The organism is Desulfosoma sp. (assembly GCA_037481875.1).
Classification (GTDB): Bacteria; Desulfobacterota; Syntrophobacteria; order Syntrophobacterales; family DSM-9756; genus Desulfosoma.
In genome coordinates, this window is sequence record JBBFKY010000001.1 from 410,229 (window position 1) to 432,934 (window position 22,706).

Consider the following 22,706-nt stretch of genomic DNA (forward strand, 5'->3'; position numbering starts at 1 on the left):
TCTCGTGATCTTTTCTGATTTCCTTAAAGAAATCGTGAACAGCTGCCGAATAGTACAATGAAAGGTCTGTGTCCCTTTAGAGGCCGCTCTTTAGAAGTGGAGGGACGAAAGTTCGAGCATCTGAAAAGACACTGAGCAAGGAGCGCACAGTGATCAGGGCATCCCAGCGAAAAGAAAAAAGAGGAAAAGCTTCCGGCGTCAAAGTCTTGGCTCCCTTGGTGACGCAAAGAAAAAAGCGGACGGGCGGGTTTACGCTGGTCGAACTTATGGTGACAGTAGCTATCTTGGCCATCCTAGCGGCTGTGGCCGTTCCCGCCTATGTCAACTACGTGAATCGGGCTCGGCAAAGTGAGGCTATTCTGGCTCTGATGAACGTCAAGATGGACCAAGAAATTTTCTGGGACGATCACAGCCGGTACGCCGGAACCATCGGCTGTCTTTCCTCGTTCGGAAATACCTGTTCGGCGGGTACGTCGCGCGTGACCGCAAGCGGCTACAGGGTCAAAATCACGCAAGCAGGGGCGAGCACCTTTCGAGCCCAAGCGTACAAAAAGGTCTATCCCTACGCGTCTACCGATATCATCGAACTTTACGTGACGGCGAACACGTCGGATTCGGCTCCGAAGGTGCTTCACCCTGACGCCATTGCCTTTTCGATTTTCAAATGGATTTTCGATTGAGGGTCCAGATGAAGGGAAAGTGCTTAAAAGGAATCTGCCTGGCGGGCCTCGGAATTTTCGTGTGGTTTTCCATGCTTTCATGTTCCACCGGGGATGTCCAAGAATCTCGTGAAAAAGAACGGCAGGAGAGGCCCTCTGGTTCGTCGGCGAGAAAGGTCTTCGAGGCTCCAGATCGTGGCTTAGATCGAGGGCGAACTCAAGGCGAAGGCGACACCGTGGAGGGGCGCCTGGTTTCGCTCGAGCTGGACCCTTCCCGCCCTGTTACGGGGGACACTCTGCGGGCTGTTGTAAACGTGGAAGGCGCAAACGTCGATGAAAAGGCCGTGCATATCCGCTGGAACGTCAATGGCAAGGACCTGGAAACGACAGGCATCGTTTTGGAACACCGCTTGCGCTACGGCGACTCCGTGACAGCTACGGCCGAGCTGATTTCCTTCGATGGAAGGCCTCAGGTTCTTTCCACATCGGTTCTTGTTGGAAATGCTCCCCCCACGATCGGCCTTCTTCAGGAAACGGTCAATGGGGGAGAGTACGTGGCGGTGATCCAGATGGAAGATCCGGAGCAGGACGAGGTGGTTTTGAAACTCGTGGAGGCACCTGAAGGCATGGTTTTGGACGAAGCGGCCAAAACACTTCGATGGCGGCCTTCTTCCGACCAAATTGGCGGTACCTTTCAAGTCGTGCTAGAGGGTAAGGATTCTTTGAGCAATGTGTGCCGTTTTGACTTTGACGTCACAGTTACCGGTTCCGGAAAAAATGAACTGTTTGCAGGTAGTGAGCGGCAATGAAAACGTTGAGGACGGATAGAGGTTTCACTTTGGTGGAATTGATGGTCACGGTCGCCATTGTGGCTTTGCTTCTCAAGTTTGTTGGATGGGGCTTGGCCGGCGTGACAGAGTACGAAGATGTGCGCATGGCGGCGCGTCGCCTGGAAACCGTTATTCAGGAAGCCAAGACCCTAGCCTATGAAAAGGGCGCGGTGTATTCGCTGGTCTTTGAATCCAAAGGCTACAAGCTTTTTCGCGACGACGACGGAGACGATAACAAGACGGAACCCGACGACGGAAATTGCCGTAGGGATAATGACAACGAGCCCTGGATACGAAGCGCGGAACTTTCGTCTCGGGTTTCAATGATTCTTGAAAGCAGCTTGCCGAAAAATTCTGAGGGCAAGGTCTGTCTTGCCTTTAGAAGCGATGGTCGTTTGGTAAAAGGTTCAGGTGGAAAGGTGCAGTTTATTGGAACGTCCGGGTCGCAGGCGACAGCAACGATCAATGCCATGGGGTGGGTTCATGTGGACTAGGTTTCGGGCCGACTCTACACGTTACACTAGGCCGATCGATTCAAAGGACAAGGGATTTACCTTGGTGGAAGTCCTGGTTTCCCTTTTGGTTCTGGGGGTTGCGCTCATGTCTTTATGGGGATTTCACTGGACTTCGCGCCATGTCAACATGAATTCCAAAAGAGAAGCGAGGGCCCTGCTTCTTGCCAATGAAAAACTGGAAGCCTATAGACAGGCCATAGCGGACAATAAAACTTATAACCCCAATGGGACAGAAACACTAACGCAAGATAAAGTCGTCTACACCAGGACAACAACGTCGGTCCTCGATCCTCTATACAGCTGGAAGAGAAATGTCACTGTTTCTGTGCAGTGGAAGGAGCAAAGAGGTGGCCAAGGCCAAGTGGTGCTTCAAACCATCGTGGTGCCCTAGTAGGCACTCTCCTGAGGCTGCTCCTGTTATCAGGGATGGTTTCAGGAAATTTCCGCCCCGGGGGTGGAGCGAGGGCATGACCCTTGTGGAACTCATGGTCTCTCTGGCCGTGACCGCTTTGGTCATGGCGGCGGCCGTGAGTATTTTTTCCGCCCAGCATCGAAACTATGTGCGAGATCGGTCGGAAAAAGAGGTTTTTCAAGATACCGTGGATGTCCTCAGAGTCCTGCAAAGGGACCTTCTTGAGGCGGGATGGGCCGTTGCGCCCAACATGGCTTTTCTCATTCGAGACGGCGGGGACAACTCATCGGATGAAATTTACATCAATGATGTGGACCTGATCGATCCCGTAGACGATGCGGAAAGGCTTGTGAAGGCGGCTGCATGTCCTGGGTGCCTGAAAGTGAGCTCCATTTCGGGTTCGACAATAGCTTTGGAAGATCCGTGGGAACCTTCCACCAACCCGAATTATGTTTTGGATATCGACGGAGACATCAAGCCACCAGACAACAAGACAGATATTGACATCGGCACTTATCTCATCAGTGATGCTACGGGTTTGGATAATAAAACGGGTCGCGTGGTGAGCCTATCCGGCACGAGTGTAGGGATTGACAGTTCTTCCCTGAAAGGGACTTTGGTGGCTCCCGCCATTTATTACTGCGTGGACGGTGGGTCAGCCCCATGCCATCCGTCCGGCGCTCAAGAGACTTTTGTCCTACGTCGAAATGATCGTAGCACTAAGGGCAAAGCCCTGCCCATCGCAGATAATGTGGTGGATCTACAGGTGGCCTACCAGGATGATTCTGGAAACTGGTACGGTCAGACCGGCTGTTCCGGCTCAGGTGTCGGCTCTGGGTTTTGCGAGCGAAGACCTTTTGAACCCAGCCGTATTAAGCTGATTCGTCTGAGCGCGGTGGTTCGAAGCCCGACCAAAGACAAGGACCGTTTGGCAGATCCCGCCTTTTGCCGTCCGGCTGTAGAAAATCGATCAGCGGGGACAGGGCCCCATGAGTGCGGTTACCAGTATAAAGTTTATACCGTCCTGATCTACCCTCGAAACACCTAAAGGACAGGCGACTATGAGCAAGGCAAAACCACCTGTGAAAGTGCAATTGTCAAGCCCTGGAGGATCCCAGGGCAGCATTTGTAAGAGCCCCTTGAAAGACAATCAAGGTACTGCCATGGTGCTGACACTTTCCGCCGTGGCTTTGCTGAGTCTTCTGGGTGTGTGGCTTGTGGTCCAGAGTGGATCGACACACCGAATGACCCAGTCTCTGGAGCGTCGGGAGAGCACTTTCAATTTGGCCGAAGGCGCCCTTCAGCTCAGTTGGCGCTGCCTTCAAACGGAGTCCAACGAAAAAATTCTTAAGGATCTTAGAAAAAAACAAGACGTGACCCCGGCACCCGGAATTGTTTCTTATATGAAGCCCAACCAATCGGTCGACAATCAGACCAAAGCTTCACGGACTCTTACGCCGCGCCTCATGTTTCTGGAGACTGCAACCGTTCCTGGATGGGATATGTCCAAATTTCGAGGCTATTATTATCTGGCCCAGGGAGAGGGGCGGGAAGATCTTCCCGACCAAAAGGGTGGACCTGCCCGATCTCACGTGGTGATGGTCGTTCAAAAGATCGGGCAGGTTTCTTCCCGCTAAGTTCCCTTGTCTTCCAGTTGTCTACTGACGCTGCTTCCAGCCGCTTTTTTCCACAGGAGGCGGCAGATCCACTTTGAGCCGGTGAATGACCCCGTTGCTCGTCTGAATAAAAAGATATTCACCGGAGGAATCCATCACAGGTCGGCTGGGCATGCCTTCCCCCAACTTCAACACGTAGCCGGTGTTGCTTATTTGAGCGTACTCACCTTCGCCCAACTGATCAGGTGTCTTGTTGACTTTGGTAAAGCCGGAGTTCTTGAACGGGTCGAAATTCATGGGGCGGCACATGTAATCCACCGCGTACAGATAAGCGTCGCCTCCTGCCGCACAGGGATCTTCTTTTGGAACAAAGCTTGTAAAGAAAACCACACCCCCTGCGATCAAAGCCGAATCCACCACCCGCTCCCCTGGAATGCTTAGGTCCTTAACGCACGTCCAGCAGGAATTGTTACATGAGGTTTCACAACAGTCTGGGCTTCCATCACTTTTCACCCACGCGCAGTTGCTGCTGAAGCTTGAAGAAGCACACAGGAATTGTGCGGAGACACTGAGGCCGTTGTAAGAAAAACCTGCTGGAAAAACAGAGGGTCGCGTCGCATTATCCCGAATGGCGTAAAAAGACATGGTTGCCGTGTCGGTGCGATCGTCCAGTCCGCCGACCACGTTGTCGTATTTACCCGTGCCGCAATACACCCAAGGGTTCTTGTAGGGATCTAGTGTGACGACGGGCATGACAGTGATGGGTTGACGCCCGGATCGGTAGATATTTGTAGTTGTAGGCGCGGTTTTCGACTTTCTAACGGTCAAATGAATACCTGGTTGTGAAGCAAAGAGGTTGAACTTAAGGGTGTAGAAATTGCCGTTGAGATCGCCGAAGGCGATATAGTCCACCTGGCCGTCTTGGGCCGCTTGGCCTTGGGAGTTCCACAGGTCAACGGCTACCGGATCTCCTATGGCATAAGGAATCGTGTTGGAACCGTTGGTGACCTTCGGCCAATTTGTTCCCCATGTATTGGTAATTTTAGGCCAAAGGTACTGAAAAATGTTCACCCCTTTTTCAATGTCGATCGCCAACAGGTTAGGCCTCAGGAAGGCCAATTTCTGATTGTCAGTCAGGGATCCAGGAAGATCCACCTCGGGCTTGAATGTATGCGGGCTGGCTCCAAGAAAAGCAAACCAGCCACTTAGATCATTGGAACCACGGCACGACGAAGAGAGGGAAGGTGCCCCGCCTTCTAATGGTTCGACTCTCTCTTTTGCCATGAAACACACCGCCTCTGGAGTATTCAGATATCCCACGTAGGGAACCGTCCAGGATACAGGCATGGTGGCCACTTGAGAGTAGGTGGCATTGTCCAAAAAAGGCATGTCCGCTGTGGAATTATCTATAACGAGGTTCCTAAGAACAGCGTATTCCCAAAGAACTTTGGGTTTATCAGGATCCGTCACATCAACGGCAAAATAGACGTCGCCCCCTCCCCGTTCTCCTCCAAGAAGAACCGTTCGCCATTCGCGGGTTCCGTTACCATCATGGTCGATAAAAACATCCCAGGCCACAGGAGAAAGATCCACCATGGTGCGATGGGCACATGCCGAAGGATGACCGTAGTCGGGTTTCGCCAAATGTTTAAGTTCTGGAAGTAGGTTACTGGGTACGTACGCCCAGAGTTCCTTGCCTATTGAACTTCCATGAGTGCTATTTTTCGGATCATAGACCCAGGTAGAGGTGTTATTATCCCAAACACCCACAACGAAGGCGTGAAGCATGCCATCGTTAGCGCCCACATAAACCATTTTTTTTCTGGTGGTGTGTTTTTGGCGAAAGCAATAAAAGCACTTCTTGGAACAGTTATCCATTTCGGTGCCACTGCACGTGCAAGAACAATCGCCGGCGATGTGCGGATCCACAGAGCTAACGGATGGAGGGCCGACAACGACGGGTGTGGAATACACAATGTCCCCCAAAGACCATCCTTTGCGATCTCGAGCGACTGCAGACCACGAATCGTTCCATTCACCGCGCACCCATTGAACCAAAGCTTTGGCATCTTCTTCCGTTTGGGAGCCATTCTTGTCGAAATCGATGGTGTTTGCCAAACTGGTTTTAATAACCGACCATTTGGACGGCAGCGAGGAATAAAAAGGAGCATTGCAAGAGGAGGTGCCATTGTCAAGTCGTAGCATGGTCCCTTTGTCCATGGTAAAGATGCAGCGGTTTTTCGGATCTGGGATGCTCAATATTTTTCCGGCATCCCAGCAATATCCGTCCACAAAACCTGGATCGGAGCAAAATTTTCCTTTGTTTAGAGACTTTTGGAAACTATAAAGGCTGCCACGACACTGACCGAGATACCACTGACAACCGGAATAGCTATTACATGTTGCGTTATCTGTGAAATCCTTACAACCGTCATAAGGCCAATAAGCTTCCAGATGGCCTTTCCATGCATAGATGTTGGGGTTGTCTTCATAAGCGGTAAAGGCGCCTCGAATAACCAGATCTTGCCCAAGCACTTCCTGAGTCACTGTCGCCACGGCTCCAGCACTCCCGGCCTTGGTAAGAATCGCTAACATTGCCTTTTCCAGTTTTTTTTCGAGTTCCAGAGGATTGTCCACAAAGAAGTAGTTATCCGGCACACCATTTTGGTCTTTGTCCCATTCATTCGTGTTATTATCATCGGGCATACGGTTTCCGTTAAGATCATCAAATCCACCCCATTTGGCCGCGTACCAGAGGGGATTTTTAAGTATTTGCGAGGCGTTTCCTGTCACGGTGAACTCTTTTTCCCAGGTGAGAGGCATACCAGCCACAGCAGCCGGTGTGTTGCTGTCCGCCGAGTTCGGAACATCTTTATCTTTTACGACCAGATAAAGACCGTCTCGGTCTGTTCCTGAAATGACGAAGCCCAAAACTTGATCAATGCTGCCGGCGGCGTAATCAGACGTGAGCTTAACCTTCACCTTATTCGGCACGACAGCTTCAATTTCATAAAAAACAATAGCGTCCATATCGTGATCGGCACCCTGCTCGACGTCTTCAAAATTCACGCGAAACTTCGCTTTGATCAAGTTGGACGCGTTGTCGTACGTGGCGTTGTCCACATAAAAATCGACAATCTGGTTGGAGGGGCAATACGCACCTGAGGTGCAGTTATCGATTTCCAGAACGTCATTGGGTTTTGTCAGCTTACATTTGGCGGCACACGCCGTGTAGACGTCATGGGTTCCGCTGACGCTTTTGCCGACGGGAACCAGCTGCACATGTTGATTGCCTACTTTGACTCGAATATCAGGAATAGGAGATGACATCGCCACCACATAAGTGGTCACCTTAGGTATTCCCTCTTTTTCTTGGATGTATTCCTTACCGTAGTAGGCTACAGCAGCTGAGTAAAAGCTTCCTTGCTTCGTGGGCTCTTCCGGGCAAAGTCCTCGAACAGAGCTGAGGTTGGCCAGGGTTTTGGACGAGCAAATAAAGTCGTAGATATCGCCGCTTCGGCCTATAAAGAATTTGTTGTTATTGAGCTTCTCCTGAGTTCCAATGACGTTGGCGAGAGACGCTACGTTCAAATCCGTCAGATCCCCTGAAAAGCTACCGAAGTAAGTCCCAGGTATCTGGTCGGAATCGTAACTCGGATTGATATCGCTTAGAACGAGAAGGTTTGGATTGGTGCAATCAGGGAAAAGGTCAAATGGGTGTAAATTGTTGTTTCCTTTCTTGATATACCAATCCGGCTTGGGAAGATTCAGGCCGGCGTCGTTATTTTCACTATATTCAAAAGCGCTTGTTGGACTTCCCTTTCCGGTTATGAAGCGGAAAGCTTCATACATCATTTCAGCCACGGGGTTTCCCCACATGCGGCATTGGCTTTCCGCAAGAGGAGCACCCGTGATCCAGCCGCAGGTTCCACCGTCCTGGTCCTGGTAAGAAAAGTCAGAATAGCGAAATCCCACGGGACTCATGCGGTCAAGAGTGAGTATAATGTTTCCTTGCACGTTTTCAGAAGTCTGAAAAATTCCGGACTGCGAGTTGATTTCGTCCATGACCGTCCAGATGTTTTTTCTAAGAACCCCGCCGCTCAAGTTTTTCCTGTAGGATCCCGTGAGAAGGCCCATGTAGAGTGGGCTTCGAAACACACAGAGTCCATCGTTGGCTCCGCAGTCGTTGTCTGTCTGACAGGCTTTATAGGTCTTGGAACACATTTTGGATCCGTCCCCTTCGCCGTACTTCTGAAGAAGACCGACAGGCTTAGGCGTGGTCCCACCCCCGGGATAGAGTTTACAGTAGTTCTTCTCTTCCCCCTTATTCCAATCTGTACTGCACACCTGAACTCGAACGAAATAGTCCTGGATGTCGTTTCTCGTACCGACAGGTCCACGCCGATAACCTGAAGGGGTTTCGGGGCCGCTACAGACGGCACGCTCCGTCGTGGCCCATTCCCATATTCGATGTTCGTCATTCAAAGCGACACGAATTTTGTGAGCCTCCCCCTTTGCTGTGCTGGTCACGCAAAACAAATGGCGCTTTCCTGGGGAAGGTGGATCGAACGGTGTCAACTTCTTAGTGTCACTGCCGCTGTATTCTTTACCCCAGCTATGCGCATCTTGAGGTATATAAGCGCCTTCGAGAACGGTTTCACTAGCGCTATCGGTAGAACGATGTCCCCCGTAGAGCACCCGCCGCAGCACATCTATACGGGACATGGAAAGCCAATTGAGGAAATTCCCGCTCCATTCGTTCGTCCCTCCACAATATTTTGTGCTCGTATATCGAGTAGGGACAAACCTGGCTTGTCCTGTTGTTTCGTACCTGTAGCATTTATAGGGATCAAAATACCCGAAATAATCTAAATCTATAGAGTGTTTGTAGCCGACATCCAATTTCCCGTCACCATCTAAATCTTGAGCATCGTTGTAGGCTTCATAGTATAATTTATGATCTCTTTCCATAACCATCATCACCATGGGATTGGCACCGGCGGAAACAAAAGGAGGAGGGTCGCAAGAGGGCGTATAAGCCTGAGCCGGTGACAAAATCAAAAAAGAGAGAAAGACTAAAAAAAACGTGTTTCTTACCATGGCCGTTCCCCCTGTGTCTTGACGTCTGAGGTGCAGAAACCTCTCAAATTCTTATCCAACAAACAGAGAAAAAAGCAGCCCTGAGCCCGGCTGGTCTGAATGATGAATGCTTTTCAAAAGAACCTCACTTCTTTTATCGGCAACTTCTTTTTAAAAGTTTAGAATTTTTTCGTCCCTTTTCCGGATGAAAAATTTTTTGGATGTTCGGGTTTTGTATGTTATCAAAAATGAAAGGCCAAAGCTTGTGGGTTTCTAAGCTTTGGAGTGTGCCATGCGATCACCGAAAGGCCTTTATCGCCGATTCGGCCGAAAGTCTCCTTCGGGTGAACCGAGGCAAAGGAAGTGCCCAAAGAAGGCTCTCATGTCGATGCGGCAGAACGAGGGTTTCACTTTGGTGGAACTGATGGTCACGGTGGCCGTTGTGGCTGTTTTGGCTGCCGTGGCTGTGCCGGCTTATGTGAACCATGTGAGGCGCTCGCAGCAGGCGCAGGCGGTGGAGGCTCTTTTGCGGGCGCGCCTGGAGATGGAGGCGTATTGGGCCGATCATCATCAATATCCGGACAGGTTGCAGCTTCTTCCATCTTTCGAAAGCGCGACTCAAGGGAAATACATCCTGCAGCTGCAAATCTTTGCTGACGCTCAGCGTTATCGTATCGAGGCCGTGCGGCCTGACCTAGGGGACAAGCTTCATATCGCCGATAACGAAACAACCCCGGTGGTGGATACTCCGAAGGCCCTGGGCTGGTCTCTTTTTCACTGGATTTTTGACTGAAGGCGTTCAGGAGGTGCGCCGTGGCTGGAAAAGGGTGCGGCGCCGCAACATGCCATCGAGGGATGACCCTGGTGGAACTTATGGTCGTCCTCGGCCTCATCGCCTTCCTCATGGCTCTTCTATCGATCCGCATTCATAGCGCTTCTTACCGGCTGAAATCGGCCGTTTTCAGTCTTCGCTCCATCCTGCAGCAAGCGCGCCTGGAAGCCGTGAGATGCAATAAAAATGTCTACCTGGATTTCGATGCCGACGACAACGGCGTGTTAGACAATGTCGTTCTATGGGTCTGTATGGATTCGGGATCGGGATCTCCTTCCTTTCAAAAGGATCGAGACATCGTTCTGGTTTCAAAAGCTCTTCTGAGGCCACCAGGATCCTTGAGCCACCGCCCGACCTTGGGAGCGGCACCGCCTTCTGTGGGAGGTCCCACCACGGGAGCGCCTCGAGAAGGGGGAACCATTCCCGAAGACGGTGTCAGTTTTTCCGGAAACCGCATCAATTTCAACCCTGACGGCACGTCCTCGTCGGGATCCGTCTATATGCATGTACCCAAAAATCCCGAGGCGGGAACCTATGCTCTTGTGATGAATAACAGCGGCAGGGCTTATTTGAGATTTTTCCCCAAAGGAGGCCCGGCCTGGGAAGACCGATAAGATGGCCTGGAAAGAGTGGGTCTCACTGGAAGCACATCGGCAAAAGATAGTGTCCGATGAAAGAGGACAAAGTCCCAGGCTGCAAGGTATGACCTTGGTAGAGCTTTTGGTGGCCGTGACGGTGACTTCTGTGGTGCTTGTTTTCATCTACGGCGGTTTTTCGGCGCACCGGAGACTTTACGGTCAGGAACAGCAGATCCTGGAGCTGCAGCAAAACCTACGACTTGCGCTGGATATGGTCGTTCAGGTGGTGCACCAGGCAGGGTACTGGAGGTGTGTGGAGGCTCGAGCTGTTCGCATAGGTGCGCAAGGCGTGAAAAGCACACTCAAAAGTTCCGAGGGCCTATTTCACACCCAGGCGGTTATGGGATTCAACAACGTCACCGCTACCACAGATCCTTTCGTTGATAAACAGACTCGAGAAGGTACCGATATATTGGGATACAGCCTGATCGACCCCGCCTTTGACGGACCGCTCGCTCATGACCAAGTCCTTCCTAGAGACCCGCTTCGGCTAGTCAAGAACAAGGCGACCGGAAGCCTCAAAAAAGGCCAGATCGTCTTCTTGACTGATTGTCGCCAAAGTGCTCTTTTTCAGATCACTAACGTCTTTACCGACGGGGATACCCTGTTACAGCATGATCCCGACGTCTTGAGTCCCGGAAATACCACACGGTGTCTTCGATGTGATGACGGAGGCACCACATGCGTCGGCGACGTCGAGTGTTCGGCAGCGGGAACCGGCTTTCGAAGAGGTATTTCGTGGCTGCATCCCGTGAAGGTGGGTTTTTTTCGAGTGAGCAAATCGGGTGACTTCCAGTGGATTGAAGGAGGTCCTGATACCACGGGGAACTATGTCTTTTCCACCCCACGAACCCTTGCTGAAAACGTGGAAGATTTTCAGGTGGAATGGGGCGTGGATTCCAGCCCCGTGCCGGACGGTTTGGTGGATGCGTGGGTTTCGGCCGATGCCATACCAGAGACGTTTTCGGGAAGCGGCCTGCGGGATTGGGAGAGAGTCCATGCCGTTCGGTGTCACATTCTCGGGCGAACCCGAAGACCCTTTAAAGGCTACACGGATACAACCGTTTATGCTTTTGCGGATCGAAAGGCTTCCGGGGCGGCCTCGGACGCCTATCGTCGTCTGCACATGATGAAAACCATAGGAATTCGCAATGCCATGCCGTGACGGATGGAAGTCGAGAAGGCCGTGGGGATATACCTTGGTGGAAGTGTTGGTGGCCGTTGTGGTGGCGGTTTTTGTTTTTGTGGCTTTTTTCGCTCTGCAAACTCTCGGGGTTCGAACCCGAGTTCATGCTCGAATGTCTTCCACGGCCCTAAATGCCGCAACGGATTTTCTCGAACAAGTGTCAATTTCAAGTGAAGACCGAATCGGTGTGGATGGGGAAATCCTGGCTGATTCAGGATTCGTGGAGGAAGCGGTGATGACGGGTTCCGGAATCCCTTTGGCCAGGCGATGGGAAGTGCTAAGAGGTGTTCCCGGACCCCATCTGATGACGGTTCGGGTCATGGTGTGCTGGAAGGAACCTCAAAAGCCGCTCCCGTCAGCGGCCACGTGCGATTTTAACCGACCATCGGCGCCCCATGTGAACCTGGAAAGTGTGTTCTATAGGCCAAGATAAAACGCGGGGAACAAGCCTAAGAGGAAGCGTGCTTGGAGATACTTTAATAACATGATCTTTGAAGGGGCTGACACGTCGGGCCGTCGCGACGGGATTCGATGGCTGTGGGCCGAACATGTCGATCCGCTCCCGCGGGGGTTGGTGATGGTGGGCGGAAAAATGGATGTGCCCTTAAGGGTTTCGGGGAAGGGGGTCGTGCAATACAGAAAAAAGTCTTCACAAGTGCCGGAGCGTCTTCCAGGGGTGTTTGGAAGCTGGGATTGGCGGATCTGGAAGCGAAAGGATGGCATGGCCCTCACCTTGGTCTTGGTGATCATTGCGGCTTTGGCTGTCTTGACGGTGGGGCTGGCTCTGGATCAGGCCATTGAAATGCGTCTTGCCGGAAACCGTAAAGCGGCCGAAACAGCCTTTCGCAACGCTGAATCAGGGCTGGCCGTGGCCCAGGAAAGGTTAGCTCGATGGTTTGCCACCGATCCCATGAACCTGCAGCGTCAACGGACGGGAAGCGCCACGCTTCCGGATTGGGATTTCCTCTTTCTAAACGCTACACCCTACACAGGGTCAAACAACCGAAAAGACCTTTACGATGAAGTGAAGTTGGACCTGGGATGGGATCATCGGTTCAAGGTCTTTGCCAGAATTCCGGAAGACCGAAAGGACGATGCTTTTCAGGATCTGTTCGGTGAAAACACGCGCCTGGTGCTTCGAAGTGTCGGGTTCGGGCCGGCCGGATCCCAACAGGAAACCGAAATGATGGTGGAAGCCGTCGCGGAACCTTCTCCGGCCTTTGCCTATGCGCAGGAGGGATTGGGTTCCGTGCCGAGTCATGTGAACATGAGGGACAAGAACGCCGTGAGGGCCACGGGTCAACCGCTGGCTGTGGTGCCCTGAAAGCAGTGCCAAGGTTCCTTGAAGCTTGTTCGAGAAAGCATTTCTTTTTGGGAGCGCGGGAGTCGCGCCCGCATGGAAAGCGGGCCGAAGACCCGCGCCGCCACGAAAACAAAGGCTTTGGGATTTAGGAGCACGGCGTATCGTACCCTTGCGCCTTAGGCGAAATGGCTCATTCTTAGTTCTCGAATAAGGTCGTAGAAGCGTGTCCGAGAATTGAAAAAGAACCTCTTTGGGCAGGGCCATGTCAAGGTGTGGGGGCGAGGCGGCGCCTCGCCCTTACAAACCTGAAAATGTGTTTTTTGCCGGAGAAGACATTTCAATGAAAAGCACCTCAGAGTACGGTCAAAAAAGAAAACGGAGAAAGCCGAAGGCTTGGCTAGGCCTGATGACGGCAGCCTTTTTGACCAGTGTCCTCTGGGGATCTCCTGCGGCCTCGCTCAATGTTTGTGAACCGTCACGGTCCGTCCACTACGAAGGATCCTGGCAAAGCGAAGATTTCAGTGTGCTGGATCCATCCGTTGTTATTGACGACAAAAGCGGGCATCTCGTGCTGCATGCAGGGGGGCATGACGAATCTGTGACGCGTTTTGTCACAGCCATGCCCCAGGAAGTGCGCGTGACCTTCATCTTTCGGGGGTCCGAAGCTTCAGGGCATCATCTAGGCTATTTCCTCAGGTCTTCAGCGGAAAAGAAAGGCTATGTGAAAAGTGATGGAACTTTGGATCGATCGGCTTTTGTGAAGGCCATAGACTTTACCGACACAGCATCCTATGACAAGGAAACATTTCATTACCTCTGGACTTGTCTTCGAGACGATAACCATAACGGTATTCTGGACAAACCCTACGGGGCAGGGTGCTTGCGATCCTTTTCGGAAGCGTCGGCAAGCGGCGTTGATTTTGCCGAGACGGAAGAAATCCTCGGCGCTATAGATGATGGCACGGGGCTGCCTTTCGTCCCCGATGGGGACGGCCGTTTGACCGTTCGCGATATGACCAAAAGCCTGGGTATCATTGGAGAAGGGCAAGAAATTATCTTTTTTCTTGTGCCTCAAGGCCGTTTCCAGGATACCTATTTGACCGAAGCTTCTTGGAATTCAGATGTTTACAGGGGAAAGGAGCCTTGCACAACCACTTTCGCCTCGGGGGCGACGCCCAAGAAATACCAGGTGGGTCTAACGGCTCATGATAATGGAACCTGCGCCGCCGTGTCCCCATGGCTTCCTCAACAGGCATTGGCACGGCTTCGACAAAGCTTCGGCCTTGAATTTGATCCAGATCATGAAATAGCCCTTTCATTACAAACGGGAAAAAAATTTCCTCATGCGCTTGTGACTTCAACCCCTGATGTTCCCGGTGTTCGCATTCTAGCGTGGGAAGAAGATGTGGAAGGGGGCGATACGGACCATAACGATCTGGTTTTTGCCGTGGCCATCAAAGCAGTGGGTCGTGTAGTTTCGAAGGATATAAGTTCCACAGATCCTTTGCAGGAAAAGCCTGTAATTACGGCTGTGGATCTTGAAGTGCGAGACCGCAGAGCCCCATGCGAAGGTTTGGACACAGGGTTTTTTCTTGATTCCGGTTCCTTTTCCAATGGGAATGTTAGCTATAGTGTCAGCCTGGACAACGGGACGACATGGATTCCCGTGGATCGGTGGGAGGAAGTTCAAGACCACGAAGACGGTTCTCAAACTCGAAAAGCGCATCTGGACCTGATTAGTCTCGGCCGTGCGGGTCGAACCCTGAGATGGAAAGCCCTCTTGGAAACGGTCAACACGCGATGTCTTTCACCGGCAATCATGGATGTGCGATTGGACTTTACGGCTTCAGACCAAGGGACTTTTTCTCGATCCGATCCGGTGGTGCTCGGAAATGCTCTTTATTCCGCAGGATTGGAACTTCCATCGAAATCGACGCTCCCTGAGGCTTCTTTTCGTGGTCACCTTTTCTCCTATCTTATCTACGATCCATCAAATCCGGCCACACCCCTTTTTCAGCCTCTGTGGGATGCAGGCCAAGCCCTGGCCGAACGATCACTTCAGGCAGACCCTCGAACCATTGGTACCGCTGTCGCGGAAGCCTGTTCGGTTCGAGAAAACGTTGCAATTGGCGATGGGACCACTCGGCGTTTTCAGGGAACGCTGCAACACAAAGATGTCCTTTCCGGTACCATGCTTTTTCGGTCTCTATCTTCGTCAGGAATTCCTATGGTTTTGCGTGATAATGGAATCGGCGTTTTGACAGGGGACGGCTCTGGAAGGCTCCACCGCTCTGAAGGCGCTTATACTTTGGAGTTTCTTTTTCCACCCTGCAAGGGATGTCCTGTGACGGCAGAATATGCTTATGCCATTTCGACATCCTCCTTTCGATCGTTTTCGGAAACAACCATCACGGATGTTATGTTGGGTTTGAGCGATGCTGTGATACACGGAGAAGGGTTCCATTGGGATCTCAACAGAGACGCTCGGTATGACTCCGAAGATCGACGGCATCTTATACGATGGGTTCTTGGGTTTGACAAGGGCACCCATGAAAGACCTTGGCCTCTGAACGGAATCGATCACAGCACGCCCGCCGTCGTAGGCCCTCCGGGGTTGCCTCCGTGGTATTTCGGCACCCAAACCTCCGAAGAGGAACGAGAAGCCTATGATCATTTTCGGCAATCGGAAACGATGGCCCATCGACCAACCATCGCTTACGCAGGAAGTCTCGGGGGCATGATCCATGCCTTTCATGCCGGATCCTATCAACACGGGGATGATCCGCGAACCACTGTCAAAGAAAATCGGGGCTACTTTTTGCCGGGAGAATACGGAGATGGAAGCGAGCTGTGGGCCTATATTCCTTCAAGCCATCTTTCACGGCTCAAATCCCTGCTGAAACCTGAACCGTGGCTGTATCCGCCTGTGGTCAATGCCTCGCCCTGTGTTCAAGACATTGCGGTTCGAACTGAAACGGGTGGGACTTTCCGGACCGTGCTTGTTTCAGCTCAGGGTACCGGAGGCGACACGGTTCTGGCCCTGGATGTGACCGATCCGCAAAAGCCCTCTTTTCTATGGCACTACAGTGACCCGGCGCTGTACCGAAGCGGGGCTGCTCCGGCCATGGCCAAGATCGGTCGGCTTCAGGATGCAGGCTCGCCGGTCTGGGTGGTTTTCGTGAGTTCGGGACAAACCGATTTGTCCGAATCACCTTCCCTGTTTCTTTTCGATGCCGCTTCGGGAAAGCTTCTCAGAAAGATTTTCCTGGATTTGGGGGCGTCCAACAGAGGCGCCGTTTTGAGCGGAAGCGCTGCAGCGGTGGATACCGACGGAAACGGGTATGTGGATCGACTTTATGTGGCGGACAGCAAAGGTCATGTGGTTCGTCTAGACTTTCCCGATCGTGCCGATATGGCCTGGGACCCGGCAAAAATTCGCGTGAGCCTTTTTGTGAAGGTGTCCTCGTCCATCTATGCGACACCGGCGGTTTATATCGCCCATACCTACAAGCCGGATGGTGGCATCGATCAAGCGCACGTGAAGATCATGTTTGGAATTGGGGATGATCCAGCACGAAGGGACAACCCTCGTGTCCCCACGGCCTATAAATTTTATGTCTTCGACGATTCGTGCCGCATGGATTGGACGGCCGGCGTCCTTCGAGATAACAACGGTCAGATCTGCTCTTCTCAGGGCATGAAATCAGAAGCCGAGGCCGAGTGGGTATGGAATCTTCCGGCAGGTCATCGAATCTGGGCGGAAGCGGTTGCAGCGGCCGGTATGGTGTATTTCGGCACGGCGGTGACCGAGACGACAGATCCATGTTCTCCACCTCAAGATGATGAGAGTAAAGGCGGTAAAGTGTATGCGGTGGATCTTTCGGCTTTGGATTTTCAAAAGGAACCTAGGCTGATGGCGGAGACAGGCGGAAATGTCACGGCACTTTTTGTGGAAGATCAGCACCTTTATGCCAGAGTACACCTCAGGGATGCGGGATCACGCGTGCAGGTGGTGGGCGAAGGCGTCTTTAACAACGAAACCCTTTTAGGAACAAGCTATGTGACAAAGGCGGTCAAAGGTTCCTGGCGTCGCATTTTAGAAAAATAAAGAGGAACAACGCTTTTGGGATCCCCAAGAGTGATCTTCATGACCTTGTTTCCCGCCGTGAGTCTGTCCGAGGCATTCCATCGATTGTTGCATCCCATGCTGTTTCAAAGTAGGGGGCGAGGCGCCGTTTCGACTCCACAAGTTTAAAACCGTGTTTTTTGGAAGCTTGGGCTTTTACCAGCTCATGATGCGGGCGGGACACGAGGCCCACCGAGCGAAGTGCTGCTTTCGGGAAAGCTGCCTTGAGGGTTTGGTAACACTTCCCAGAGTTGGTACACAAAGGGCCGATGCGCGATGCGCCGAAACCGGCCGCTTGAAGGCGAAGCATTGACGAAAAACAGGCGATGAAACAAGGATTCTCCGATGGGTGCTCCTTGCATCAGAGCTCCCATACCGATGGTTCGGTGCACATCTAGGTGTGGTCCTTCGCCTTGACGATAGTGAAGAAGTGTTCGAGTGCCGTCGGGGCCGATGAGGCCGAGGGAGGCCAGAGGGATTTTGCGATCGCTGAATTGCAGTTCACCTCGCTGAAGAAAAACGCCCGTGGCGCCCGGAGCCGAGATGGAAGAATCATTCCAAAGTGCTACGGGGTAGAGGGGGCGATAGGCCGGGTGGACGCCGTCCTTTTTGGCCGGATCCCAGGTGCCGAACCAATACCACCAATACGCGGTGTTCAGGAGCAGTTGATCCAGGAAAAGATAAACCGGACGGGGCGGGTCGGGGTAGAAAAAGGCATGCCAGGAGTTTTCGTGCGGAATGTGGTGAAGTTCCAGTTCTCGAGCCTTTTCTTCACAACCGTCGGGGCCGGCTGAGAGCACGGCTTTGAGGGCTTTAAGCCCTTGAGCTGCAGAAAGATTGTTGGCCTGGAAAAAGGCTCGCATTCCCGAAAGCCCTCGAGTGCTGAAAAAGATCATGAAATCCGCGGCAAAATGATCATCCGTACTTGCCAATGGAATCGCCAGGGGCACCACCAGATCTCCACCGTGGATTTCGCCGTCGGCCAAAGTTCCACGCCTTGCCCAGTATTGAATGTGATACCCATGATCCCACCAGGCCCAAAGGATGGCGTTTTCCGGAGTGCGTCGAGCAGCTTCCGTCATTCCTTGAACCACGGGAGCGCTTTCCGAAGGCCAGCGCACGGTCTGCACCACCTTGAAAAAAGCCGGGAGAAGCAAAAGGATACCTGCGGCCAAGGGACCGACCAGAGCCAGGCGGGAAGAACCAAGCCGATGCTGGAGTCGGTCCACCAGATTTCCCAGCCCAAGACCCACAAGAGGAGCGGCGTAGACGCACAGGCGTTGCGCAAGGAAGATCCCTCCAGAACCCAAAAGCAATAAAGGCGTTAAAAAAAACAGGGATCGTGGACGGCGAACGAAGAGCCACAAAAGCCCGATGGCTCCGATTCCTAAAACGGCTTCATGGCCTGCCGTCGTGCGGCCGAATTCTTGAAAAGTCGGCCGCACCTGTTCGCTTATGGAAAGACCGATGTTGGGAAAATCTCCAGGGGCCTGTTTCATCAACATGTAGGAAAGCTGTCCCCAGGCTCGTCTTGACGCTTCCAGAAAAGGTGTTGTGCCCTTGAAGATCAGGACCGCCAAGATGACAGTCAAAACGAGGCCCAGAATGATCCACAGGGATTTTCGGTCCCCGGCACGAAATCTTAAGAAAAGAGCAGTGCCCATGGGGAATGCGGCGAGAAGAAAGGGCGTTTGAGGACTTTGATCCCACCACCAGGTGTGCAGCAACACGGCTGCAAGAGCCCCTGCAAGCCAAAAACCTGCACGGTGTTTCGCCTGCGTCCAGGCCACGAAACACGCGACGACAATCAAGGGGAGACCGACGTTGAGACTGTCTGTGTCCAATCGTCCCAGGTTTGTGCGATGGACCAAAAAGGGAGAAAGCACGAAAAAGCCGCAAGCGATCACGGCACCTAAAGGGCCCATGAACAACCGTGCCAAAGGATACAGGCTCAAGGCCGAAACAGCCCCTAAGACGGCTGGTAACACCAAGGCAATCCAAGGAATAGGGATTCCGGTCACGTGGTGAAGTCCCGCCGTAAGGACGCTCAGAAGGGGGGCCGGTCGAGGTCGTTCCACACCGTCAGGGACAGCGCGGAAAAGATCTCGATTTTCGTAAGTGCCTTCAACAAGGTCTCGAGCTAGGCGCATGTAGTAGGGCGCATCGAAGGTGGTGGGAAGAGGCTCTCCATTCACAAAACATCGTTCCGGGTACTGCTTCCATGCCCCGTAAGGTGCAAACCTTACCCAAAAACCTACAGCGATCACGGCCAAAAACCCTGCCATGATCGCAAGCCGTTCCCGGTGCCATAGGTTTTGAAAGCTCATTGCAAACCTACCCTTGGAGCTTGTCTGACGTTGAGAAAAGGTGATGCTTTTCTTGGAAGCGCTGACCTGCGGCCTAATCATGATACGGGGGAGACGCCCGCGTTCCCAGGGAAAAGCCTAGTTTCGAGTTTGTGGGGGCGAGGCGACGCCTCACCCCAACCTCCTCATGGATTAGGGGCAATGGTGTTTTGAGTTCTCGAACATGTTCCTGGAAGCCATGGGTCATGGCTTTTTCAACTTGTTTTCCAGGCTGGAGCGATCCATGACACCCGAGCGAAACGTTCCGTCCGGAAAAATGTAGGTGGGGGTTCCCCCGATGCCATGGGCTTGCATGAACTTCATGACGGCCTCTATCTTGTCTGTTCCCTCCTGGCATTGATTGTCCGACTTATAGTGTGCCTTAAATTCTTCATGACCTTTCTTGTCACAAATCAAAGCGATGCACGATTCTCGAGCTCCGGGATGCATGGGGAGAGGGTAAAGAACATAGCGAACTTCAAGGATACCCTCAGAAGCCATGGCTTCCAACGTGGTTTCCGCTTGTTTGCAATAGGGGCATTGAGGATCCGTCACAAAGTACACTTTTTGAGAGGCTTTCGGGGAACCCAAGGTAAAAGCCACCAGACTTTCCAGGGTTTGCATGTCCTTGGCGGTGAGACGGTTCAGTTCTTCCAAAGTGGCTTGGGTCAGATTTTTTTTGTCCTGGGTGTCAAGAATTTGTCCAAATATGAGGTATCGGCCCGAGGTATCCGTGTAAAGGAGTTGATTCTTGTCACCGACCACCACATGAACCTGGCAGACGTTAGGCAGAGGGGAGGGGTCGACATTTTTGACAATAACATTGCGTCCGGCCAAGGATTCTGAAACCTTTTGCTGGACGAGGGCAAGTTCCGGGCATGAAGCGGCAAAAGGTTTCATGGTCCAAAGAAACCCGAAACCGAAAAGTATGCCAATACTGGAGAAAAAAAACACCCAGCTTCTTCTGTGGTTCATCTTGTGCTCCTTCCTAAGGGTTCCATCTCGTGCCCAAAGAACAGATCCTCCAATGGTTGGGCCCACTCAAACCGCTTCACGTTAGCGCAAGATGCGTGCCGACACAATGCTCATTCAAAAAGACACCGTCTTGTGACAATTTTTTCGTTGTAGAGCCTTGTTTATGATGGCATAAAAAAGCGAGACGTTTAATGGGTTTTTTTTCTTATGCTTCGGGCTCCAAATGGACGATTTGTTGTAAAGGGAGTCATGAAGCTGACAGGACCCAGAGGCAGCGAGGGGGGGAGCCGTATGGATGAATCTCGACGTGAGTGTCGTATTTTCATGTCGAGTGGGGAATCGCGAGGGCCTTGGATGCCGAGCGGATCGAGCACACCTCTCCCCGGTCGATCCCGTCACTCTTTGGATGGTTTCAAAGGAAGAGCACTGTTGGGTCCCTCTGAGGTTCAGGATTCGGACCACACGTTTCATCCCAACTTTCCCTCGGAAGCTTCCGTCAGCGATCGAGCGGCCCCTTTCAGATCGTTGCAAGAAACCCCTCACGAAGCCGGTCCTGAGCCTGTCCCGCAGGTGGATCCGGAAGTATCGCGCCGTGTTCTTTCCGAAGTGTTTCGTTTGAGTCCTTACGGTATCGGGGTTTTGGATGTTCGAGGACGCCTTGTGGTGGCCAACGAGGTGTTGGAAGGCTGGCTGACCGATCCCGAAAAGGAGGCCGTCAGGGGTCAGGTGGAAGATCTTTTTGAAGATTCCGAGACAGTGCGACGCCTTCTTCAGCAAGCGCAACGTCTCGGCAGTGCTCAAGAACCGGACGTGACGGTCGTGGACCTTCAGGGGCGTCGTTTTTTTGTCAGTGTGACCCTGTCTCACATTGATGCGCCTGAGGGGCCGAGCCCATGGTTTCTTCTCATCATGGAAGATATCAGTGAGAAAAAGGCCTATTCTCAACAGCTTCTTCGTACGGAAAAATTGGCTTCCCTCGGAACCATGGCCGGCGGTGTGGCTCATGATTTCAACAACATCCTGATGACCATTCTTGGAAACACCCAACTGCTGAATAAAGAATTGTCCGAGGCGTCTCCTCAGGTACGGCAAAGACTCCAGAACATCGAACAAGCGGTACTGGACGGCGCCCATGTGGTCCGAAGACTTCAAGTGTTTACGGGAAAGGATACCGGACCTTCTAAGGGAGAGGAAAAGACTCGAATCCATGAAGCTGTAAGGGATGTTCTTGAGCTGACTCGACCGCGGTGGAAAAACGCTCTTGAAAAGCAAGGGCGCCGTGTGGAGATCATCAACGCTGTGTCGCCGACTTTATGCGCGGCCATCAATCCTTCTGATTTTCGAGAGGTGCTGACAAACTTGGTTTTTAACGCCATTGATGCCATGCCTTTAGGCGGATCGTTACGCTTCAGTTCTTATCAGCATGAAGACCAAATTGTTGTGGAGGTGACGGATACGGGCGTGGGTATGGACGAAGAAACCCAGAAGAAGATCTTTGATCCTTTTTTTACCACCAAGGGAGCCGGAAACTCAGGTCTGGGACTCAGTGTCTGTGCCGGTCTTATTCAGCGCTGGTCCGGGCATCTTGGGGTAAGGAGTGTCCCCGGGCAAGGGACCACGTTTACGCTGACATTGCCGGCGTCTCGAACCGAAGCCTGCCGGCCGGCGGCAGAGAACTTTTCTTCGAAGCAGGTATCGCGAAAGCGGTTGCTCGTCGTGGATGATGATCAAGAGGTTTTAGGCCTGCTAGGGGACATGCTTCGCCTTATGGGCCATTCTGTCACAGCGTTTCATGATCCGCGCAAGGCCCTTGAGGCCCTTTCGACCCACACTTTTGATCTGGTGCTTACGGATCTCGCCATGCCCGATGTGAACGGCTGGGAGGTTGCCGCGTGTGCCAGAAAGCATCAGCCGAAGGTTCCGGTCGTTTTGGTCAGTGGCTGGGGGGCGCAGTATGAAGACGAGGATTTGAGTGATCGCGGTGTGCGCTGTGTCTGTTCCAAGCCTTTGAGTTATCAGAAGCTTTTAGAGCTCATAGACCGTTTTTGTTCTTGACCTGGAAGCCTTTAAAGACCCTTGCAGAAATTCTTCATGCCTTTCCCCGTTTCTGCCGATTAAAAGAGTGGAATAGACCATAGGTACCGTGTGTGCAGAGTTTCGTGGCCTTTGGCGCTGCGGAAAAGGACACAT

At 52.5% G+C, this 22,706-nt stretch carries 16 protein-coding genes; 13 read left to right on the plus strand and 3 right to left on the minus strand.

Features of this window, described 5'->3' with window-relative positions; translation table 11 throughout:
* Positions 1-149: 149 nt before the first annotated feature.
* The 6 genes from WHS46_01810 (at position 150) to WHS46_01835 (ending at position 4,053) form a co-directional block, all read left to right on the plus strand.
* Entirely contained in the window at positions 150-680 is a 531-nt protein-coding gene (locus tag WHS46_01810; GenBank protein ID MEJ5347412.1) for a prepilin-type N-terminal cleavage/methylation domain-containing protein, read from the plus strand.
* 215 nt (positions 681-895) lie between these two features.
* Entirely contained in the window at positions 896-1,468 is a 573-nt protein-coding gene (locus WHS46_01815; protein MEJ5347413.1) for a hypothetical protein, read from the plus strand.
* On the plus strand, positions 1,465-1,983 hold the full coding sequence (locus WHS46_01820; protein ID MEJ5347414.1) for a GspH/FimT family pseudopilin: 519 nt from the start codon (positions 1,465-1,467) through the stop codon (positions 1,981-1,983). Before WHS46_01815 ends, WHS46_01820 begins: the two co-directional genes overlap by 4 nt.
* Positions 1,973-2,395, plus strand: a complete 423-nt coding sequence (locus WHS46_01825) for a prepilin-type N-terminal cleavage/methylation domain-containing protein (protein ID MEJ5347415.1) — start codon at positions 1,973-1,975, stop codon at positions 2,393-2,395. The genes WHS46_01820 and WHS46_01825 overlap by 11 nt, the downstream gene beginning before the upstream one ends.
* Positions 2,396-2,471: 76 nt before the next feature.
* Positions 2,472-3,464 carry a hypothetical protein gene (locus WHS46_01830; protein MEJ5347416.1) on the plus strand — a complete coding sequence of 331 codons (993 nt, stop codon included), beginning with the start codon at positions 2,472-2,474 and terminating at the stop codon, positions 3,462-3,464.
* A gap of 13 nt (positions 3,465-3,477) precedes the next feature.
* Positions 3,478-4,053, plus strand: coding sequence for a hypothetical protein (locus WHS46_01835; GenBank protein ID MEJ5347417.1), 576 nt, complete (start codon positions 3,478-3,480; stop codon positions 4,051-4,053).
* Between the two features lie 21 nt (positions 4,054-4,074).
* Here the strand turns inward: WHS46_01835 and WHS46_01840 are convergent, their stop codons facing one another.
* Positions 4,075-9,132: a PilC/PilY family type IV pilus protein gene (locus WHS46_01840; protein MEJ5347418.1), complete on the minus strand. Its 5,058-nt coding sequence runs from the start codon at positions 9,130-9,132 to the stop codon at positions 4,075-4,077.
* 361 nt (positions 9,133-9,493) lie between these two features.
* On the opposite strand from WHS46_01840, the gene WHS46_01845 reads away from it, so the two are divergent.
* The 6 genes from WHS46_01845 to WHS46_01870 all read left to right on the plus strand — a co-directional run bounded on the left by WHS46_01845 (position 9,494) and on the right by WHS46_01870 (position 17,178).
* The gene (locus WHS46_01845; protein MEJ5347419.1) at positions 9,494-9,904 is read left to right on the plus strand and encodes a type IV pilin protein; all 411 of its coding nucleotides are present in this window, start codon (positions 9,494-9,496) and stop codon (positions 9,902-9,904) included.
* 20 nt (positions 9,905-9,924) lie between these two features.
* Positions 9,925-10,557 carry a GspH/FimT family pseudopilin gene (locus WHS46_01850; protein ID MEJ5347420.1) on the plus strand — a complete coding sequence of 211 codons (633 nt, stop codon included), beginning with the start codon at positions 9,925-9,927 and terminating at the stop codon, positions 10,555-10,557.
* 1 nt (position 10,558) lies between these two features.
* Positions 10,559-11,746: a PilW family protein gene (locus tag WHS46_01855; GenBank protein MEJ5347421.1), complete on the plus strand. Its 1,188-nt coding sequence runs from the start codon at positions 10,559-10,561 to the stop codon at positions 11,744-11,746.
* Complete coding sequence (locus tag WHS46_01860; protein ID MEJ5347422.1) at positions 11,733-12,200, plus strand: hypothetical protein; 468 nt, start codon at positions 11,733-11,735, stop codon at positions 12,198-12,200. Before WHS46_01855 ends, WHS46_01860 begins: the two co-directional genes overlap by 14 nt.
* 195 nt (positions 12,201-12,395) lie before the next feature.
* Positions 12,396-13,091 (plus strand): pilus assembly PilX N-terminal domain-containing protein, encoded by a 696-nt coding sequence (locus tag WHS46_01865; protein ID MEJ5347423.1) that lies wholly within the window; start codon positions 12,396-12,398, stop codon positions 13,089-13,091.
* Between the two features lie 385 nt (positions 13,092-13,476).
* Complete coding sequence (locus WHS46_01870) at positions 13,477-17,178, plus strand: hypothetical protein (protein ID MEJ5347424.1); 3,702 nt, start codon at positions 13,477-13,479, stop codon at positions 17,176-17,178.
* A 182-nt stretch (positions 17,179-17,360) separates the two neighbouring features.
* On the opposite strand, the gene WHS46_01875 is transcribed toward WHS46_01870, so the two are convergent.
* Both WHS46_01875 and WHS46_01880 read right to left on the minus strand, forming a co-directional pair.
* On the minus strand, positions 17,361-19,523 hold the full coding sequence (locus WHS46_01875) for an STT3 domain-containing protein (protein ID MEJ5347425.1): 2,163 nt from the start codon (positions 19,521-19,523) through the stop codon (positions 17,361-17,363).
* Positions 19,524-19,745: 222 nt separating this feature from the next.
* Positions 19,746-20,516 (minus strand): DsbC family protein, encoded by a 771-nt coding sequence (locus WHS46_01880; GenBank protein MEJ5347426.1) that lies wholly within the window; start codon positions 20,514-20,516, stop codon positions 19,746-19,748.
* A gap of 429 nt (positions 20,517-20,945) precedes the next feature.
* On the opposite strand from WHS46_01880, the gene WHS46_01885 reads away from it, so the two are divergent.
* Entirely contained in the window at positions 20,946-22,571 is a 1,626-nt protein-coding gene (locus WHS46_01885) for an ATP-binding protein (protein MEJ5347427.1), read from the plus strand.
* The last annotated feature ends 135 nt before the right edge of the window (positions 22,572-22,706 follow it).

What these genes read in the sequence shown, in the direction of transcription:
- WHS46_01855 (MEJ5347421.1), top strand. Translation starts at nt 10,559, where the DNA reads ATGGCCTGGAAAGAGTGGGTCTCACTGGAAGCACATCGGCAAAAGATA.
- WHS46_01840 (MEJ5347418.1), bottom strand. Translation starts at nt 9,132, where the DNA reads ATGGTAAGAAACACGTTTTTTTTAGTCTTTCTCTCTTTTTTGATTTTG.
- WHS46_01845 (MEJ5347419.1), top strand. Translation starts at nt 9,494, where the DNA reads ATGTCGATGCGGCAGAACGAGGGTTTCACTTTGGTGGAACTGATGGTC.
- WHS46_01860 (MEJ5347422.1), top strand. Translation starts at nt 11,733, where the DNA reads ATGCCATGCCGTGACGGATGGAAGTCGAGAAGGCCGTGGGGATATACC.
- WHS46_01875 (MEJ5347425.1), bottom strand. Translation starts at nt 19,523, where the DNA reads ATGAGCTTTCAAAACCTATGGCACCGGGAACGGCTTGCGATCATGGCA.
- WHS46_01835 (MEJ5347417.1), top strand. Translation starts at nt 3,478, where the DNA reads ATGAGCAAGGCAAAACCACCTGTGAAAGTGCAATTGTCAAGCCCTGGA.
- WHS46_01870 (MEJ5347424.1), top strand. Translation starts at nt 13,477, where the DNA reads ATGACGGCAGCCTTTTTGACCAGTGTCCTCTGGGGATCTCCTGCGGCC.
- WHS46_01825 (MEJ5347415.1), top strand. Translation starts at nt 1,973, where the DNA reads ATGTGGACTAGGTTTCGGGCCGACTCTACACGTTACACTAGGCCGATC.
- WHS46_01820 (MEJ5347414.1), top strand. Translation starts at nt 1,465, where the DNA reads ATGAAAACGTTGAGGACGGATAGAGGTTTCACTTTGGTGGAATTGATG.
- WHS46_01880 (MEJ5347426.1), bottom strand. Translation starts at nt 20,516, where the DNA reads ATGAACCACAGAAGAAGCTGGGTGTTTTTTTTCTCCAGTATTGGCATA.
- WHS46_01830 (MEJ5347416.1), top strand. Translation starts at nt 2,472, where the DNA reads ATGACCCTTGTGGAACTCATGGTCTCTCTGGCCGTGACCGCTTTGGTC.